The sequence below is a fragment of the Methylobacterium sp. Leaf361 genome (genome assembly GCF_001424445.1).
GTDB lineage: Bacteria > Pseudomonadota > Alphaproteobacteria > Rhizobiales > Beijerinckiaceae > Methylobacterium.
On the sequence record NZ_LMPY01000015.1, the window covers coordinates 41503 to 57988 of the forward strand.

Consider the following 16486-nt stretch of genomic DNA (forward strand, 5'->3'; position numbering starts at 1 on the left):
CATGCCCCTGCACCGCCGCAGCCTCCTCGCCGGCGCCCTGACCCTCGGCGCCGCGCAGGCCTTCCCGGGCCTGTCCCACGCCCAGGCGCGCAAGCTCGTCTTCGCGACCTTCACGGGCAGCTGGGAGGAGGCGCACCGGGCCGTGCTGGTGCCGGCCTTCCGCAAGAGCTCGGGCGGCGACGTCATCCTCGACCCGATGCTATCAGTGGACCAGATCGCCAAGGTCCAGGCGGCCCGCGCCAACCCGCCGATCGACGTGATGCTGCACGATCCGGGCCCCGCCCTCACGGCCATCGCCCAGGATCTCGTCGAGCCCTACCCGGTGGCCCAGTCCGCCCATTATGGCGACCTGATCGCGGACGCGCAGGAGCCGATGGGCCCGGCGCCGTTCTTTCAGATCGTCGGCCTGACCTACAATCCCGAGAAGGTGAAGACGCCGCCGACCTCCTGGGCGGACCTGTGGAAGCCCGAATTCAAGGGCCGGGTCGGCATCACCAACCTGAACTCGACGCTGGGCACCGGCTTCCTCGTGGAGATCGCCCGGATGCACGGCGGCTCGGAGACCGATGTCGAGCCGGGCTTCAAGGCGCTGGAGGCGCTCAAGCCGAACCTCGCCGCCGTCGCCGCCAACCCGGGCGCCCTGGCGGCCCTCTACCAGCAGGAGCAGGTCGACATCGGGCCGGGCAATTTCAACGCGATCCAGATTCTGAAGGCCCGGGGCGTGCCGGTGGAGTTCGCGGCGCCCAAGGAAGGCATCATCGCCTTCAAGACGACGATCCACATCGTCAAGAACACGCCGTCGAAGGAGCTGGCCTTCAGGCTGATCGAGGCCGCGCTGTCGCCGGAGGTGCAGGCCAAGCTGATGCAGAGCCCCTACCTGATCGTGCCGACCAACCGGAAGGTCGCCATCGAGGGCGAGGTCGCGAAGGTCCTGGCGAAGGACGCGGACGAGCTGAAGCGCAAGTCGGTGTTCCAGGACTGGGCCGCGATCAACCGCGGCCGGCCGGCCTGGATCGAGCGCTTCAACCGCGAGATCCGGGTGTGAGCACCGGCCCGGCCATGGCGGGCCCGGTCGCGGCGCCCCTCCGCCCGGGCCGCGCCTGGACGGCGGCCTACGACATCCGCCTCGCGTTGCCGCTCGGGGCGTTCTTCCTCGTCTTCTTCCTGGCGCCGCTGGCGCTGCTGCTGCTCGTGAGCTTCTACGCCGATCCGGCCATGACCCGGTTCGGCCTCGACCAGTACGCCCGCTTCCTGCTCGACCCGTTCTCCCTGCGGGTGCTCGGCGCGACCCTGTGGCTCGGCGTCGAGGTCACGGCGCTGACCCTCCTGCTCGGCCTGCCGCTGGCGCTGCTCCTGACCTGGGCGCCCGGCCGGCTGCGCGGCCTGCTGACCCTGATCGTGCTGCTGCCGCTGCTCACGAGCGTGGTGGTGCGGACCTTCGCGTGGATCGTGATCCTGGGGCGCCAGGGCATCGTCAACGCCGCGCTCCTCGGCCTCGGCCTCACCGACGCGCCCCTGAAGCTGCTCTACACCGAGGGCGGCCTCGTCCTGGCGCTGGCGCAGGTGCAACTGCCGCTGATGGTCCTGCCCCTGGTCACCGCCCTGTCGCGGATCGACCCGAACCTCGCTGACGCCTCGGCGGCGCTCGGGGCGGGGGCGTGGCGCACCTTCCTCCGGGTGACGCTGCCGCTCTGCCTGCCCGGCATCGTGGCGGGCTGCCTGCTGACCTTCGCGGCGGCGATCACCGCCTTCATCACCCAGTCGCTGATCGGCGGCGGGCAGATGCTGTTCATGCCCATGTACCTGTACCAGCAGGCCTCCTCGCTCAACAACTGGCCGTTCGCGGCGGCGATCGCGATCGTCTTCCTCGTGGCGGTGCTCGCCTGCGTCACGCTCCTCAACCTCGCGGGCCGCCTGTCGGGCGGCCGCGCGCGCGCGTGAGGTCACCGGGAGATCACCGGGAGGTCACCATGCGGACGAGCCTGCGGCGCGATCTCGATTGGTTCAGCTTCCACGGCGCGGTGCTGCTGCTGGCCGGGCTCTGCCTCGTCCTGCTGGCGGCACCCACCGTGATCGTCGTGGTGGTGTCGTTCACCAGCGGCTTCTCCCTGCGCTTCCCGCCGCCGGGCTACTCGCTGCGCTGGTACGCGGCGCTCGCGGAGGCCGAGCAGCTCCGGGCCGCCGCCTGGAACAGCCTCGTGGTGGCGGGCTGGACGACCCTGCTGTCGGTGGTTCTGGGCACCGCCGCGGCGCTCGCCATCGCCCGGTCGCGGCGGCTCTCCGCGCGGCTCCTCGACAGCCTGTTCCTGTCGCCGCTGGTCCTGCCGGCCCTGGCCTTCGGGCTCGCGGCGCTGATGCTGTTCAGCATCGCCGGCATCCCGGTCTCGCCGCTGACCCTCGTCCTCGGCCACACCGTGGTCTGCGTGCCCTACGTGGTCCGCACCACCGTCGCGGCCCTGTCGCAGATGGATCCGGTGCTCCTCGAGAGCTCGACCTCGCTCGGCGCCTCGCGCCTCTACACGTTCCGCCGGGTGACCCTGCCGCTGATCCGGCCCGGGATCCTGGCCGGCGGCTTCATCGCCTTCATGGCGAGCTTCGACAACGTCCCGGTCTCGCTGTTCCTGCGCGACGCCGCCACCGACATGCTGCCGATCCGCATGTGGCAGGACCTGGAGGGCCGCCTCGACGTCACGGTGGCGGCGGCCTCCAGCCTGCTGATCCTCGTGACCGTGGTGCTCGCCGCCGTGATGGAGCGGGCCGCCGGCCTGTCCCGCCGGATGGCGGGCTGAAGCGCCCGGAGCCCTCGCATGCGCATCCTGCTCCTCAATCCCAACACCTCGGCGGCGATGACCGCGCGCATGGCGCGGGCCGCCGAGGCGGCGCTCGCCCCCGACGCGCACGTCACCGCGCTCACCGCCACGACGGGCCTGCCCTACATCGCGAGCCGGGCCGAGGCGCAGCTCGCCGGCGCGGCCGTGCTGGAGACGCTCGCGGCCCACCATTCCGGCCACGACGCCGCGGTGATCGCGGCCTACGGCGATCCCGGTCTGGTCGCCGCGCGGGAGCTGTTCGACCTGCCGGTGGTCGGCATGGCCGAGGCCGCGATGCTGACCGCCTGCCAGCTCGGGGCGCGGTTCGCGGTCGTCACCTTCGCGCCCGCCCTGCTGCCCTGGTACGAGGACGCGGTGGCGCTGGCCGGGCTGTCGGCGCGCTGCGCCGGCCTCCACGCGGTGCGCCGGCCGTTCCAGGCGGTGACCGAGGTGCAGGACGAGCTGCGGCCCGAGATCCTGGCCCTGGCCGAGCGGGCGGTGGGGGAGGGGGCCGACGTCGTGATCCTGGCCGGCGCGCCGCTCGCCGGCCTCGCCACGGCCCTGCGGGACGCGGTGCCGGTGCCGCTCGTCGACCCGCTGGCGGCAGCCCTGGGCCAGGCGCAGGCCCTGGTGCGGCTCGGGACGCGGCCGCCGCGGGCCGGCCGTTTCGCCCGCCCGCCCTCCAAGCCGGCCACCGGCCTCGCCGGGCCGCTCGCCCGCTGGATCGCCCATCGCGAGGAGGAGTCATGACCCGGATCGACGCGGACGGCCCTCTCTGGACCCTCTCGGCCGCCGCCCTGGGCCGCCGCTACGCGGCCGGGACGGCGAGCCCGGTCGCGGCCGCCCGCGCCTGCCTGGAGCGGGCCGAGGCCGTGAACCCGGTGCTCAACGCCCTCGTCGCCGTCGATCCCGAGGGCGCGGAGCGCGCCGCCGCGGCGAGCGCCGCGCGCTGGCGGGCGGGGCGACCGCTCGGGCCCCTCGACGGCGTGCCGCTGACCGTCAAGGACAGTCTGAACGTCGCCGGGTTCGCGACCGGCTGGGGCAGCCGGCTCTACGCGGGGGAGGGGGCCGGGCAGGCCGTCGACCGCGACGAGACGCCGGTGGCGCGCCTGCGCGCGGCCGGGGCGGTGATCCTGGGCAAGACCAACGTCCCCGAGCTGACCGTCCAGGGCTACACCGGCAACCCAGTCCACGGCGTCACCCGGAATCCGTGGGATCCGGCGCTGACGCCAGGGGGCTCCAGCGGCGGCGCCGTGGCGGCGGTGGCGGCCGGGATCGGGCCCCTGGCGCTCGGGACCGACGCGGGCGGCTCGGTCCGCCGCCCCGCCTCGCATACCGGCCTCGTCGGCCTGAAGCCGACGGCCGGCCGGGTGCCGCGGACAGGCGGGCTGCCGCCGATCATGCTCGACCTCGAGGTGGTCGGGCCGATGGCGCGCACCGTCGACGACCTCGCGGCGACGATGCGAGTCCTCGGGGCGGCCGACCCGGATTCCGTCGCGCCGCACGGTTTCGGCCCGTTCGGGACCACCGCGGTGCCGGAGCGCCCGCTGCGGATCTTCCACGTCCCGGCCTTCGGGACGGCCCCGGTCGATCCCGACATCGCCGACAGCGTCGCCGAGGCGGCCGGGCGCCTCGCTGGCCTCGGCCACCGGGTCGAGACCGGCCGCTTCGACGCGGCGAGCGCCATCACGGAGGCGTGGCCGGTCCTCGGCCAGGCGGGCATCGCGTGGCTGATGCGCGCGCATCCGGGCGGACTCGACGCGCTCGGCCCCGACATCCGCGCCCTGGCGGAGGCCGGGGCGGCCCTGTCGGCAGCCGACCTGTTCGAGGTGCAGCGGATGGCGCTGGCGCTGCGCCGGGACCTCGCCGCCCTGTTCGCCGACCACGACCTGCTCATGACCCCCGCGGCCGCGGCGCTGCCCTGGCCGGCGGAGGACACCCATCCGCCGCGCATCGCCGGGGTGCCGGTGGGCCCCCGCGGCTCGGCGACCTTCACGGGCTTCGTCAACGCCGCCGGCTGCCCGGGGATCTCGATCCCCTGCCGACCCTCGGGCGCCGGGCTGCCGATCGGGTTCCAGCTCGTGGCGCCCTGGGGCGGCGACGAGACCCTGGTCGCGATGGCGGCCGCCTACGAGGCGGCCCATCCCTGGCGGATGGTCTGGGAGGACGCGGCCCCGTGACCGGCCTGTCGCTCCACGCCGTCGACGCCGCCACGGGCCGGCCGGCCGAGGGGATGCGCGTGCGCGTCCTGCGCGCCGGAGGAAAGCGGCGGGTGATCGCCGAGGGCCGCCTCGGGGCGGACGGGACCCTCGACCATCCGGTCGTGCGGACGCGGCTCGCCGCCGGCCTCTACGAGGTCGTGTTCGTCATCGGGGACTTCGTCGGGGCCGCGGGGGAGGGGTTCCTGGAGGAGGCCGCGATCCGCTTCCGGCTCGACGACCCCGACCGCCACTGCCACCTGCCGCTGAAATTCACCGCCTTCGGGGTGGCGCTGTTCCGCGGCTGTTGAGCCGCACGCGCCGCCCTCGGACCCGGCCCGCGACGGCGCGGCCCGGCCGCCCTCCCCCGCGAGGTGACCGGAGCCTCGGGAGAGCCTAGACTCGCCCCCGATCGCGGCGCGCGCAGGAGGAAGCCGATGCGGGTTCAGGCGATGACGATCCCGGCGGCGGCCGGGGCCGCGACGCGCGGCGCCCCACGGGCGCGCCTGCTGCTCGCCGCGCTGACGATCCTCGCGCTTCCGCTGGCCTTCGTCGCGGCCGCGCGGGTCCCCGCGGCGCCCGTCGATCCCGACCTCGTGCGGGTGATCCGCTTCATGGCACTGCTCAAGGGCGGCTTCGCCCTGGCGGCGCTGGCCGGCTGCTTCTGGCGTCTCGGCCGGCCCGCCGGGTGGCGGAGCGCCGTCTACGTGGCCGGACCGCCGCTCATGGCGCTCGGAGCGGCCGGCCTGTGGTCCCTGCGCGATCCCGGGCTGGCGGCGCTCGGCCTGCATCTCGGCCTGTTCGCGGTCCTGGCGGCGGCGCTGACCGACCGCGAGGCCCTGCCCGACCGGCTCCGCGCCGCGCGCCGTCAGATCGTCTCGTAGGCGAACAGGACCGAGATCAGCGTCAGGCCGATCAGCCCGATGACGAAGCAGATGTCGGCGCAGCGCTCCAGGGTGACCGAGAGATCGCCGCCGTCGTCCAGGCGGATCGACAGGTAGGACGCGATCGCGCTGACCAGGAACAGGATCGCCGTCAGGGCGGCGGCCTCGTCGACGTGGCTCGGCCCGATCCAGCCCTCGGCGATCTTCACGAGGCCGATCAGCGTGGTGCAGACGCCGACCATCGTGCCGGCATTGGGGAGGATGTGGCGCGACAGGCTATCCTCGCCGGACCCGGTGCCCTTCCGCCTTTCGGCCATGCGCTCCTCGTACAGCTCCGCTCCGGCCGATGGCTCCCTGATACCGCGCCCGTGGAGGTTCGTCATGAAGCGCCCACTCACCACCAACTTCTCCGCACCGCCGCCGGAGCGTGCCCACCCGCCCGAGCCGGCGCCCGCGGCAGCCTCGTGGCGCGACGTCGCCCCGTTCGCGGCCGCCCTGATCGCCACCCTTGAGGCGATCGAGGCCGGGCAGAAGGCCGGGCCGGCGATGCGGGCGCACCGCTCCGCCATGCGCCGCCAGGGCGAGGCGGCCGCCGCGCTCGGCGGATCCGAGGCGCTGGAGGCCGTGCTCGACCAAGTCGCGGACGCCGACGCGGCCCGGGCCGAGCGGCGCCTCGCGCTCGTCCGCGAGGTCTGGGCGGGTCTGCCCGCGAGAGGGGCGTGAGGCGTCCTGCCGGCTCACCGGATCGGGCTGGCGGCAGATCAGGGACAGCGTTGCGCGGTCGGGCAGCGCGCCGACGCGTCACGATCCGAATTCGGGTCGCAGCGTAAAGATTTGATACAGGATCTCGGATAAATTCGGCGCTGGCCACACCGCGTCAGCTCGAGATCGCTCGTCGGGAATTTGTGATGGACGACCAGGACAAGCAATTTATTACGCAGCAGATCCTCGACGTCGGCCGCCAGCTCTATGCCGCCCTCGACAGCAAGATCATGACGGCTCACGCGCAGCAGTTGGCGCAGATGCAAGATGTACGGCGCCTCGCCGTGGTTCAGCTCGCGCCGAAGAACGATTTCTGCCTCGTGACGGATCATCCGATCGCCTACGAGAGCAACGATCACACGGTTCCGCGCGGCACAAAGGATGACAATACGCGCAATCAGCGGTTCTGCCACGCGATCGAGAGCCATTTCGGCCGAAAGGTCAGGGCCCTGGACCTCGGCTGCGCGGGGGGCGGCCTCGTCTTCGATTTCCTCATCCGGGGCAACGCGGCATTCGGGATCGAGGGGAGCGATTACTCCCTTCGCGCGCAGCGCGCCGAGTGGTCGATCATCCCGGACTATCTGAAGACATGCGATATCACCAAGCCGTTCGCTCTGATGGATCAGAGGTCAGGGACGAAAGCGAAATTTGACGTCATCACGATGTGGGAGGTCCTCGAGCACATCGAGGAATCGCTGCTTCCTCAGCTGTTCGCGAACGTGAAATCCCACTTGGCGGACGGCGGTCTTTTCGTGGGCTCCGCCGCGACATACGACGATGTCGCCAACGGCGTGAGCTACCACCCGACGGTCAAGCCGGAGACGTGGTGGCGCGAGCTTGTCCGGCAGCACGGGCTGGAATTTGTCCCGATGACCATGTTTCAGTTCAAGGATTTCTGCCGCGGCTCCGGCAACGAGAACGCGTTCTACGACGCCGATTTCAGCAAGAATCCCGAGCTCGGCTTCCACTTCGTGATGAAGCACCGCTCCGCTTGAGGCGGGGCTTCCGAGCTCGACCGGTCGGGCGCCGCAGGCTTGAGCGGTCCGCCCGCGCGCCCCACATGGACGGGAGCGACAGCGCGGGGCCGACCATGTACGACCTCATCCACACCCTCCGCCTCTGGCTCTGGCGCCGCCGAGTGCGGGCCATGGCGCGGGAGTGCCGGATGTCCGGGACCAGCGACGGCGACTGGATCGCCGCCACCGTCGCGGCCTCCGCGACGAGTTCGAGTCCGGGCGCGCCGGTCTCGTACGTGAGCGGCACCGGCCTGTAGCGGATCCCGCTCGGCCGGGCGCGGTCAGCCTTCCGGAGACGGCTCGGCGGCGGCGGCACCCGGCTCGGGCGCCGGGCCGGTGTCGAGGGTGCCGCTGTGGACCAGGGCGCCGGCCCAGGCGCCCGCGATGATCCGGACCTGCTCGATGGCCTCGGCGCGGGTGAAGGGCCTGTCACCATCTCCCGAACGGCCCTCGTCCCAGTAGACGTAGCCGGTGCGCCGGCCGCCGGCATCCTCGACGCAGGCGGCGTTCTCGAGGACGCAGATCCGGAGCGGGAGCTTGAGGCCGAGTGTGGGCATAGGGCCCATATAGGGCGCCGATCCCGCGGGAAATCGGCGCGCCCGCCGCGTGACGGTCGGTCTCCGGTGAGTCTCAGGTCGGTTTCGCCGCGTCGAGCGCCTGCTCCAGCTGCGCCACGACCTCGTCGCCCTTGGGCGGCGGCTCGGCCTCCTCGACCCGTCGGGCGACTTCCATGACGAGGTAGGTCACCGACGGCGGCCAAGCCACGCCGTTATCCAGGAGCATCCGGGCGGCGCTCACCAGCATCCGGAACTGGTCCGGCGGGATCGTGGTCCCGGCCTCGTGCTGCGCGAGGATGTGGTCGGCGATCGCGGCCGCAAGGCCGGCAACTTCGGCCATCTTGTTGGGCGGATCACCAGCCGTCATGTCAGGTCGCGCTCCGTCTGCGAAAGCACGGTGCGGAGCATCCGTCGCCTCTTCGGGGTCTCAGGCCGACACGGTTCCACAAGCAACCCTGGCGAGCAAGCCGTGTGGCCGCGGCACGCCTGCGTGGCCGTGGACACCGCCGATTTCGGCGGCCTGCGCGCGCGGTCCGGGCGTTTCGCGGCCTCCGGTACCGGGACGGCGGACCTGCTCCGCGGCGGCGGTGCCGTCGGGATCGTCCCGGAGCGTCTACGCGGATGCCGGACGGTGGCGGGGCGCGGTCACGCCGAAGACCGAGCCCCGGTCGCGCCGGGATCGCACGGCGACCGGGTGATCGAGCGCCGCGGCGGTCTGCCGGACGATATGGAGGCCGAGCCCGAGACCGGCCCCGTCCCGGCGCCCGGCGCGGTCGAAGGCGTCGAAGATGCCCGCCAGCCGTTCGGGCGCGATGCCGGGACCGCCGTCGTGCACCTCGATCGCGACGCGCCCCTGCCGGCGGCGGCATCCGACGACGACGCGGCCGCCCGGGCCCGCATACTTCACGGCGTTCCCGACGAGGTTGCGCAGGATGGTCGTCAGCATGGCGACCTCGCTCGTGACCGTCAGCGCCGTGGCGCAGACCCGGACACGCACCCCGACCGCGTCGGCGTAGGGTCCCCACTCGGCTGCCACCGCCTCCAGGAGCGGGGCGACCGCGACGGGACCGAGCCGGGGCGCCACGCTGCCGGCCTGGGAGGAGCGGGCCAGATCGTCGAGTTCGCGGCCGAGCCGCACCAGCGCGTCGCTGGCGAGGCCGAGCCGGGCCGCGGCCCGGGGACCGACGCCGTCCGAGACCGCGCGGTCGATGGCCATGAGGGCCACCTGCAGGGGTTGCTTCAGGTCGTGTCCGGCCACGGCGAGCAGCCGGGCCATCGCGCTGCGGGCGGTTTCCGCGCGCAGCAGGGCCTCGTCGGGCGCCGCACCCGGGCTCGCCATCGTCAGTCCCATCCCCGCCTCCTCGTCCGGCCCGCCGACGGCGCGCCGCTTCCATGGCGCGACCTTGGACCGTGGCCGTTCGCGCCGGAATCATACGGAGGTTTGATGTCCTAACCGGACCGTCCTCGGATCGGCGTGACGGCGGCGCACGCGCGCGATGCCGGTCCGGAGCCGGCCGGCGATCCCGTCACGGATTGAAAGGCCCTGGAGTCAGGCACTGGAGTCAGGCCCTGGCGTCAGGCCCCGATCGTCTCTTCCAGGCAGCGGATCAGCTCGTCGGCCACGAGCGGCTTGCGCAGGAGATCGCGGGCGCCGCCGGCGAGGGCCCGGCGCCGGAGTGCGTCGTCGGTCAGCGCGGTCATCATGATGACCGGCAGGGCAGGGCGCTGCTCCCGGACGCGGTCCTGCAACTCGATGCCGCTGATCCCCGGCATGTTCACGTCCGTCAGAAGGCACGACACGTCGCTGCCGGCCATGGCGGCCAGGAAGGCCTCGCCCGAGTTGAAGGCCCGCGCGTCGTAGCCCAACGCCTCGAGGAAGCTGGACGTCGCGTCCAGAACCGCCTCGTCGTCGTCCACGACCGCGACCGCTTTCTTCCCGACCGGCACGAATCTCCCTCCGGAGCCTCTCGAAGGCGCATCGATCCCACCTCTGTGGGCCGGCGGCGGCTCCGACGAAATTATACGATGGTTTGATGCGCGCGACGGACTCACACCCCGATGAACCGAGTCCTGCCACAGCAACGCAGGACCCGGGGCGTCGCGACGCGACCCGGTAGACATGGATTTCACGAGTTTAGGCAGGACTTCTTCGCCGATCCCCGATCCGATCGCCGCGACGAATCTGTCCAGTGCGGGTGCCAACGCGGCGATGTCCGGCATCGTTCCGCGCCGATCGGCCCGGGCCGGGTCTGCGGAAGCGACGGGGCGATGGGCCGGCTCAGACGGCGGCCCGGGCCTTGAGCAGCTCGGTCTTGCGCACGAGGTCGGCCACGGAGCCGGCCGCCATCTTCCGCATGACGTTGCCCCGGTGGATCTTGACCGTGATCTCGCTGATTCCGAGGGCGTGGGCGATCTGCTTGTTGAGCAGCCCCTTGACGACCTGTGCCATCACCTCGGCCTCCCGCGCCGTCAGGGTCGCAGCCAGCGCCTCGAGCTCGGCGACCCCCGCGCTCGACGCCCGCCGGGTCCTGTCCCGCTCGATCGCGACCGCGATGGCGTCGAGCATGTCCTGATCGCGGAACGGCTTGGTCAGGAAATCGAGCGCGCCCGCCTTCATGGCCTGGACGGTCATGGGGATGTCGCCGTGGCCGGTCATGAAGATGATCGGCATGCGGTTGCCCATCGCGGCGAGCTTCGCCTGCAGGTCGAGGCCGCTGGATCCGGGCAGCCGCACATCGAGGATCAGGCAGCCCGGGCGGTCCGGCAGCGTCGCCGCGAGGAGGTCGCGCGTCGCGCCGTAGGCGAGGGTGTCGAGCCCGACGGAGTGCAGAAGATCCTGCAGACCCTCGCGGACGCCCTCGTCGTCCTCGACGATGACCACCAGCGGTGAGGCCGTGTCGGCGCCGGGCTTCGCCGCGCCACCCCGGACGTTGCCTGACATCGTGATCGACGAGTCCCCGCGCGCCTCTGACAGGCTGCCCGCACGGGCCGTGCTTACAGGTTGTATCCGCGCCCGATCAAGCCGACCGTCTGTGGACGGCGCGGACCGCCGGCACGGACCGCCGGCCCGGGTCGCCCCGAATGGCCGCTCGCCGGACCGCTCGCTGGACCGCCCGCGACGCACCTATCGACTCGCGGCCAAGCTTGTGGCTATGAGCGGTTGCACTGTCCCCGGGACTGGCTCAACCTCCGGCGAGGTCAGCGCCTCCCGGTCCGGGACTCGCGGCCGCCCGCCTCCTCCGGCCGCGCCCGTCCGACAGGCTGTGCAGCGAGGCGCGGAGATGAGTGCGGTGGGCGACGCGCGTCCCAGGCAGACGACGGCGCGGGTCCTCCTCGCGAGCCTGATCGGCACGACGGTCGAGTTCTACGACTTCTACATCTACGCCACGGCGGCGAGCCTGATCTTCGGGCCGCTGTTCTTCCCGGCGGCGCTGCAATCGGCGGAGCTGATCAGCGCCTACGCGAGCTTCGGCCTCGCCTTCGTGGCCCGGCCGATCGGCGGCGCGGTCTTCGGGCATTTCGGCGACCGGATCGGGCGCAAGGCGACGCTGGTCGCCTCGCTCCTGCTGATGGGGCTCACGACCTCGGCCATCGGGCTGCTGCCCACCTTCGCGCTGGCCGGCTGGCTCGCCCCCGTCCTGCTCTGCCTCCTCCGGTTCGGGCAGGGCCTGGCGCTCGGCGGCGAGTGGAGCGGGGCCGCGCTGCTGGCGCTGGAGAACGCCCCGCCGGGCTGGCGCGCCCGCTACGCGATGTTCGCGCCGCTCGGGGCGCCCCTCGGCTTCTTCGTGGCCAACGGCCTGTTCCTCGTCCTGACCCTGACCCTCAGCGCGGAGCAGTTCGCGGACTGGGGCTGGCGGGTGCCCTTCCTGCTCAGCGTACCCCTGGTCTGGCTCGGGCTCTGGGTCCGCACCAATCTCGGCGAGACCGAGGAGTTCGCCGCCGCCGTGAAGGACGCGCAGCCCCCGCGCGTCCCCCTCGTCGCCCTGATGCGCGACCATGCCGGGCAGGTCGTCGCCGGGATGTTCGGCGTCGTCGCGTGCTTCTCCCTGTTCTGGACCGCCACCGCCTTCGCGCTGGGCTACGGCACGACGACGCTCGGCTACTCCCGGGCCTCGTTCCTGACGGTCGAGCTCGGCGCGATCCTGTTCATGGCCGCCGCCATCGTCGTCGCGAGCTGGCTGTCGGACCGGCTCGACCCGGCCCGGGTGCTGATCGTCGGCTGCGCCGGGACCATCGTGTCGGGGATCCTGCTGGCGCCGATGCTCGGCAGCGGCTCCCTCGCGACCATCTTCGCCTTCCTGGCCTTCGCCCTGTGGGTGATGGGCTTCGTCAACGGGCCGCTCGGCGCGTGGCTGCCGAGCCTGTTCCCGCCGCAGGTGCGCTACACGGGGACCTCCGTGGCGTTCAACGTCGGCGGCATCATCGGCGGCGCCTTCTCGCCGATGATCGCCCAGGCGCTGGCCGCGCAGAGCGGCCTGACCGCGGTCGGCTTCTACCTCGCGCTGACCGGCGGGATCAGCCTCATCGCCTTCGACACGAGCGCCCGGCGGCGGGCGCTGGACGCGCTCGCCCGGAGCGAGCGCCGCTACCGCGCGCTGTTCGAGCAGAGCCACGTCGCGCTGTGTGAGGTCGATCTCTCCGAGGCGCAGGCCCACCTCGCCGAGGCGCGGGCCGCCGGCGCCCTCGGGCCCGACCTCCGCGGGCAGGCCGACGCCGCGCTCGTCGCCGCTTGCGCCCGGCGGATCGCGCTGGTCGACGTCAACGACGCGACGGTGCGGCTCCTCGGCTGCGGCTCCCGCGAGGCGGTGCTCGGCTCGATGAGCCGCTTCCTCCCGCCGGGCAACGACCTCGTCCTGCCGCTCCTGCAGCGGATCGACCGGGCGGGCGGCCGCTTCGAGGCCCAGGGCCGCCTGATCCGCGCCGACGGGCGGGAGGTGACCGCGATCCTCGTCGTGGCGCTGCCGGACGACGAGGCGGCCCTCGACCGGGTTGCCTGCGCGATGATCGACGTGACCGAGCGGGAGCGCGCCAAGGAGGCTCTGCTCGCGGCTCAGGCCGAGCTCGCCCGCGCGGGCCGGGTCTCGACCGTCGGGGCGATCTCCGCCTCCATCGCCCACGAGGTCAACCAGCCGATCGGCGCCATGGTGATGAGCGCCGAGGCCTGCCTGCGCTGGCTGCGGCGCGAGATGCCGGACCTCGAGGCGGCCGCGCGGGCGGCCGAGCGCGCCGTCCGCGACGGCATGCGGGCGAGCCGGATCGTGCAGCGGACGCGCGAGCAGCTCCGCCGCGACCGCAGCCAGCCCGAGATCCTCGACCTGGGCTCCCTCCTGGCGGAGGTCGCGGCCCTCCTCGACCGGGAGATCCTGGCGGCCGGGGCGACGGTGCGGACGGTGATCGCCGCGACCGAGGCGCGCGTCCTGGCCGACCGCGTCGAGCTGCAGCAGGTCGTGGTCAATCTCGTGACGAACGGCCTGCACGCCGTGCGCGACCTGCCCGAGCCCCGCCGCGCGCTGCGGATCGCGCTGACCGCCCCCGCGCCGGGCCGGCTGCGGATCGCGGTCGTCGACAGCGGCACCGGCATCGATCCGGAGCAGCTGCCCAGGCTGTTCAGCCCGTTCTTCACCACGAAGCGCGACGGGATGGGCATCGGCCTCGCGATCTGCCGGACCATCGTCGAGTCCCATGGCGGCACGCTGACCGGCGGGAACAACGACGGGCCGGGCGCGACCTTCGCGGTCGAGCTGCCGGCGGCCGAGCCGGGCGGGGCGGGCGGCGCCGCAGCCGAGCCCGCCGCCGTCGCCGGCGCCGCCGGCTGAGCCTCAGCGGGCGGGGACGGCCGCGAACAGGCTGTTCAGCCCCTCCGCGGTGGTCGGGTGGGCGAGGATCGCGTCGCGCAACGCCGTGTAGGGCAGGCCGGCGAGCATGGCGACCTGGACCGCGGCCATGACCTCGCCGGCCTCCGCGCCGAGCATCGTGAAGCCGAGGATGCGATCGTCCGGGCCGATGACGGCCTTCATGAACCCCTCGGTCTGCCCGGTCGTCCGCGTGCGCAGCACGGCCGCCATCGGCAGCCGCGCCACCCGGACGGCGTGACCGTCCGCCCGCGCCTCCGTCTCGGTCGAACCGACCCGCGCCAGCGGCGGGTCGGTGAACAGGCAGGACGGCATCAGCCGGCCCGCGGTCGAGCGCGGGATCCCCGCCAGCGTGTCGCGGATCACGCGGAAATCGTCCGCGGAGGCGTGGGTGAAGGCCGGGCTGCCCGCGCACTCGCCGATGGCCCAGACGCCCGGCGCGCTCGTCCGGAGGTGGTCATCGACCTCGATGACGCCCCGCTCGGTGAGCGCCACGCCCGCGCGGTCGAGGCCGATTCCGTCGGTGTTCGGGGCGCGCCCCGCCGCGACGAGGATGTGGCTCGCGGCGATGACCGCCTCACCGGGGCCGCCGCGCACCGTGATCTCCACGGCCTCGCCCGAGCGGCCGCGCACGCGCACCACCTCCGTGCCGGTGCGGATCGCCAGCCCCTCGGCCTCGAGGAGCTGCGCGAGGGCGGACGCCACGTCCGGATCCTCGCGGCCCGCGATCCGGGGGCCATGCTCGATCACCGTCACCGCGCTGCCGAACCGGCGGTAGGCCTGGGCCAGTTCGAGGCCCACGTAGCCGCCGCCGAGGACGACGAGGTGGGCGGGCACGGCGTCGAGTTCGAGCGCCTCGATATGGGTGAGCGGCCCGGCCTCGCGCAGGCCCGGGACGTCCGGGATGGTCGCGCGGGTGCCGAGATTCAGGAAGATCTGCTCGGCCGTGAGCGCGCGCGAGCCGCCCGCGTTCAGCGCGACCGTGAGCGCTCTGGGGCCCGTGAAGCGGGCCGTTCCCATGACGAGCTCCGCGCCGCTCTCGCGGTAGCGGTCGAGGTGCATGTCGATGAGGTCGCGGACCATCGCCCGCTTGCGCGCGACCACCCGGCCCATATCCACCGTGACCGGGCCGGTCTCGATGCCGTACCGATCGGCCTGCCGGGCGCGGTGGGCGATCTCGGCGCTCCAGATCTCGTTCTTGCTCGGCAGGCAGTTGGTGTTAGGGCACGAGCCCCCGATCCAGCGGCGCTCGATCACCGCGACCCTCTGGCCGGCCTTGGCCAAGTGCCACGCCAGGAACTTGCCGCCCTCGCCGCTGCCGATCACGAGGGCATCGTAGTGGTCGTCCATGGTATTTCCTCCGCGATCCCGAGATCTGCGGAAAACGTAGAGGCCTCACGACCGAACGGATATCATGCGTCGGTATGATAGACCGGTCCCGACCGCCCGGCGCGCAGGTTTCGTGCACATAGAGTCTCGGATGATCCGACCGAAACCTCGGCCTGACCGAGCCGGATCGGCCCATCACCGCAGTTCCGTCCATCGCTGACGGGCGATCACCCGTTCCGGTCGGCGCTTCAGCCGGCCGGCCTGCCGCAATCCCGCGCCCTCCGCTTCGAAGGATCGGATCCCTGAACACGCAGGTTCGCCGCGGCCGCGGCCCGGGCGCGTGACCGGCCGCCCGCGCGCCGACGCGCGAAGCCTTCAGGGCCGAGACCCCGGGCGATGGACTATCCTCGGCCGGCCCTGATCCCGGGGACAGGCCGCGGAAGGGCACCGTTTCGGGTGACGACCCCTAACCTTCGTATGATTCCGCGCGGCCGGGGGCGGCGGTACCTCTCGCGACACGGCACACGATCCGGACCGCGCCTTCGGCCGTCCCCGAAGAGACGTCGCCCGGCCGGTTCGCACGCCGAGACACGTCGCGGCGTCCCCATCCCACGAGGTCGAACGATGGTCCAGCTCACGATCAATGCGCGTCGCTACACGGTGGACGCGGAACCGGACACGCCGCTGCTGTTCGTCCTGCGCGACAGCCTCGGGCTGACCGGCACGAAGTACGGCTGCGGCATCGGGCAGTGCGGCGCCTGCACGGTGCTGCTCGACGGCGCGGCGACCCGCTCCTGCCAGATCCCCCTGGAGAGCGTCGGCGACCAAGCCATCACGACGATCGAGGCGATCGAGCAGGACCCGGTCGGTGCCCGGGTCGTGGCCGCCTGGGTCGGCATCGAGGTGCCCCAGTGCGGCTACTGCCAGTCCGGGCAGGTCATGGCCGCCACGAGCCTGCTCAAGCAGACCCCGAAGCCGACCGAGGCCGACATCGCCGGCGCCATGACCAACCTGTGCCGGTGCGGAACCTACAACGCCATCGCCGCCGCCGTGCGGCAGGCCGCGGCCTGAGGAGGCG

19 protein-coding genes are annotated in these 16486 nt (G+C 73.0%); 12 read left to right on the top strand and 7 right to left on the bottom strand.

The genetic code is table 11. The features are described from left to right. Position 1: 1 nt before the first annotated feature. The 7 genes from ASG32_RS13125 (at position 2) to ASG32_RS13155 (ending at position 5892) form a co-directional block, all read left to right on the top strand. Entirely contained in the window at positions 2-1045 is a 1044-nt protein-coding gene (locus ASG32_RS13125; RefSeq protein ID WP_056526600.1) for an ABC transporter substrate-binding protein, read from the top strand. Then, positions 1042-1941, top strand: coding sequence for an ABC transporter permease (locus ASG32_RS13130; protein WP_056526602.1), 900 nt, complete (start codon positions 1042-1044; stop codon positions 1939-1941). The genes ASG32_RS13125 and ASG32_RS13130 overlap by 4 nt, the downstream gene beginning before the upstream one ends. A 29-nt stretch (positions 1942-1970) precedes the next feature. After that, the gene (locus ASG32_RS13135) at positions 1971-2789 is read left to right on the top strand and encodes an ABC transporter permease (protein ID WP_056526605.1); all 819 of its coding nucleotides are present in this window, start codon (positions 1971-1973) and stop codon (positions 2787-2789) included. An 18-nt stretch (positions 2790-2807) separates the two neighbouring features. Next, positions 2808-3560: an aspartate/glutamate racemase family protein gene (locus tag ASG32_RS13140; RefSeq protein ID WP_056526615.1), complete on the top strand. Its 753-nt coding sequence runs from the start codon at positions 2808-2810 to the stop codon at positions 3558-3560. Further along, positions 3557-4990, top strand: coding sequence for an amidase (locus ASG32_RS13145; protein ID WP_056526617.1), 1434 nt, complete (start codon positions 3557-3559; stop codon positions 4988-4990). The genes ASG32_RS13140 and ASG32_RS13145 overlap by 4 nt, the downstream gene beginning before the upstream one ends. After that, positions 4987-5319 (top strand): hydroxyisourate hydrolase, encoded by a 333-nt coding sequence (locus ASG32_RS13150; protein ID WP_082557858.1) that lies wholly within the window; start codon positions 4987-4989, stop codon positions 5317-5319. Before ASG32_RS13145 ends, ASG32_RS13150 begins: the two co-directional genes overlap by 4 nt. A 126-nt stretch (positions 5320-5445) precedes the next feature. Further along, positions 5446-5892 carry a hypothetical protein gene (locus tag ASG32_RS13155; protein ID WP_020094707.1) on the top strand — a complete coding sequence of 149 codons (447 nt, stop codon included), beginning with the start codon at positions 5446-5448 and terminating at the stop codon, positions 5890-5892. Here ASG32_RS13155 and ASG32_RS13160 read toward each other — a convergent pair. Beyond that, the gene (locus tag ASG32_RS13160; protein ID WP_056526737.1) at positions 5877-6209 is read right to left on the bottom strand and encodes a hypothetical protein; all 333 of its coding nucleotides are present in this window, start codon (positions 6207-6209) and stop codon (positions 5877-5879) included. The two genes, ASG32_RS13155 and ASG32_RS13160, sit on opposite strands and share 16 nt — an antisense overlap. 64 nt (positions 6210-6273) lie before the next feature. On the opposite strand from ASG32_RS13160, the gene ASG32_RS13165 reads away from it, so the two are divergent. The 3 genes from ASG32_RS13165 to ASG32_RS13175 all read left to right on the top strand — a co-directional run bounded on the left by ASG32_RS13165 (position 6274) and on the right by ASG32_RS13175 (position 7927). After that, the gene (locus ASG32_RS13165; protein ID WP_056526621.1) at positions 6274-6615 is read left to right on the top strand and encodes a hypothetical protein; all 342 of its coding nucleotides are present in this window, start codon (positions 6274-6276) and stop codon (positions 6613-6615) included. A 185-nt stretch (positions 6616-6800) separates the two neighbouring features. Beyond that, on the top strand, positions 6801-7649 hold the full coding sequence (locus tag ASG32_RS13170; RefSeq protein ID WP_056526624.1) for a methyltransferase domain-containing protein: 849 nt from the start codon (positions 6801-6803) through the stop codon (positions 7647-7649). A 65-nt stretch (positions 7650-7714) separates the two neighbouring features. Next, positions 7715-7927: a hypothetical protein gene (locus ASG32_RS13175; protein ID WP_056526626.1), complete on the top strand. Its 213-nt coding sequence runs from the start codon at positions 7715-7717 to the stop codon at positions 7925-7927. A 24-nt stretch (positions 7928-7951) separates the two neighbouring features. On the opposite strand, the gene ASG32_RS13180 is transcribed toward ASG32_RS13175, so the two are convergent. The 5 genes from ASG32_RS13180 to ASG32_RS13200 form a co-directional block, all read right to left on the bottom strand. After that, positions 7952-8227 carry a hypothetical protein gene (locus ASG32_RS13180; protein ID WP_056526629.1) on the bottom strand — a complete coding sequence of 92 codons (276 nt, stop codon included), beginning with the start codon at positions 8225-8227 and terminating at the stop codon, positions 7952-7954. Between the two features lie 73 nt (positions 8228-8300). After that, the gene (locus tag ASG32_RS13185) at positions 8301-8594 is read right to left on the bottom strand and encodes a hypothetical protein (RefSeq protein WP_056526632.1); all 294 of its coding nucleotides are present in this window, start codon (positions 8592-8594) and stop codon (positions 8301-8303) included. Positions 8595-8840: 246 nt separating this feature from the next. Next, the gene (locus tag ASG32_RS13190; RefSeq protein WP_056526636.1) at positions 8841-9578 is read right to left on the bottom strand and encodes a HAMP domain-containing sensor histidine kinase; all 738 of its coding nucleotides are present in this window, start codon (positions 9576-9578) and stop codon (positions 8841-8843) included. Between the two features lie 224 nt (positions 9579-9802). Next, entirely contained in the window at positions 9803-10174 is a 372-nt protein-coding gene (locus tag ASG32_RS13195; RefSeq protein WP_056526640.1) for a response regulator, read from the bottom strand. Between the two features lie 331 nt (positions 10175-10505). Continuing rightward, complete coding sequence (locus ASG32_RS13200; RefSeq protein ID WP_056526642.1) at positions 10506-11168, bottom strand: response regulator transcription factor; 663 nt, start codon at positions 11166-11168, stop codon at positions 10506-10508. A 340-nt stretch (positions 11169-11508) separates the two neighbouring features. On the opposite strand from ASG32_RS13200, the gene ASG32_RS13205 reads away from it, so the two are divergent. Next, on the top strand, positions 11509-14043 hold the full coding sequence (locus ASG32_RS13205) for an MFS transporter (RefSeq protein ID WP_056526645.1): 2535 nt from the start codon (positions 11509-11511) through the stop codon (positions 14041-14043). Positions 14044-14046: 3 nt separating this feature from the next. Here the strand turns inward: ASG32_RS13205 and ASG32_RS13210 are convergent, their stop codons facing one another. Further along, on the bottom strand, positions 14047-15429 hold the full coding sequence (locus ASG32_RS13210) for a mercuric reductase (RefSeq protein WP_056526648.1): 1383 nt from the start codon (positions 15427-15429) through the stop codon (positions 14047-14049). 603 nt (positions 15430-16032) lie between these two features. Here ASG32_RS13210 and ASG32_RS13215 point away from each other — a divergent pair. After that, on the top strand, positions 16033-16479 hold the full coding sequence (locus ASG32_RS13215; protein ID WP_020094719.1) for a (2Fe-2S)-binding protein: 447 nt from the start codon (positions 16033-16035) through the stop codon (positions 16477-16479). Positions 16480-16486: the final 7 nt, after the last annotated feature.

Excerpts from the sequence above, each read along its gene's own strand:
- ASG32_RS13125 (WP_056526600.1), top strand. The coding sequence starts at position 2 with ATGCCCCTGCACCGCCGCAGCCTCCTCGCCGGCGCCCTGACCCTCGGC.
- ASG32_RS13135 (WP_056526605.1), top strand. The coding sequence starts at position 1,971 with ATGCGGACGAGCCTGCGGCGCGATCTCGATTGGTTCAGCTTCCACGGC.
- ASG32_RS13140 (WP_056526615.1), top strand. The coding sequence starts at position 2,808 with ATGCGCATCCTGCTCCTCAATCCCAACACCTCGGCGGCGATGACCGCG.
- ASG32_RS13145 (WP_056526617.1), top strand. The coding sequence starts at position 3,557 with ATGACCCGGATCGACGCGGACGGCCCTCTCTGGACCCTCTCGGCCGCC.
- ASG32_RS13155 (WP_020094707.1), top strand. The coding sequence starts at position 5,446 with ATGCGGGTTCAGGCGATGACGATCCCGGCGGCGGCCGGGGCCGCGACG.
- ASG32_RS13160 (WP_056526737.1), bottom strand. The coding sequence starts at position 6,209 with ATGGCCGAAAGGCGGAAGGGCACCGGGTCCGGCGAGGATAGCCTGTCG.
- ASG32_RS13165 (WP_056526621.1), top strand. The coding sequence starts at position 6,274 with ATGAAGCGCCCACTCACCACCAACTTCTCCGCACCGCCGCCGGAGCGT.
- ASG32_RS13170 (WP_056526624.1), top strand. The coding sequence starts at position 6,801 with ATGGACGACCAGGACAAGCAATTTATTACGCAGCAGATCCTCGACGTC.
- ASG32_RS13175 (WP_056526626.1), top strand. The coding sequence starts at position 7,715 with ATGGACGGGAGCGACAGCGCGGGGCCGACCATGTACGACCTCATCCAC.
- ASG32_RS13180 (WP_056526629.1), bottom strand. The coding sequence starts at position 8,227 with ATGCCCACACTCGGCCTCAAGCTCCCGCTCCGGATCTGCGTCCTCGAG.
- ASG32_RS13185 (WP_056526632.1), bottom strand. The coding sequence starts at position 8,594 with ATGACGGCTGGTGATCCGCCCAACAAGATGGCCGAAGTTGCCGGCCTT.
- ASG32_RS13190 (WP_056526636.1), bottom strand. The coding sequence starts at position 9,578 with ATGGGACTGACGATGGCGAGCCCGGGTGCGGCGCCCGACGAGGCCCTG.
- ASG32_RS13200 (WP_056526642.1), bottom strand. The coding sequence starts at position 11,168 with ATGTCAGGCAACGTCCGGGGTGGCGCGGCGAAGCCCGGCGCCGACACG.
- ASG32_RS13205 (WP_056526645.1), top strand. The coding sequence starts at position 11,509 with ATGAGTGCGGTGGGCGACGCGCGTCCCAGGCAGACGACGGCGCGGGTC.
- ASG32_RS13210 (WP_056526648.1), bottom strand. The coding sequence starts at position 15,429 with ATGGACGACCACTACGATGCCCTCGTGATCGGCAGCGGCGAGGGCGGC.
- ASG32_RS13215 (WP_020094719.1), top strand. The coding sequence starts at position 16,033 with ATGGTCCAGCTCACGATCAATGCGCGTCGCTACACGGTGGACGCGGAA.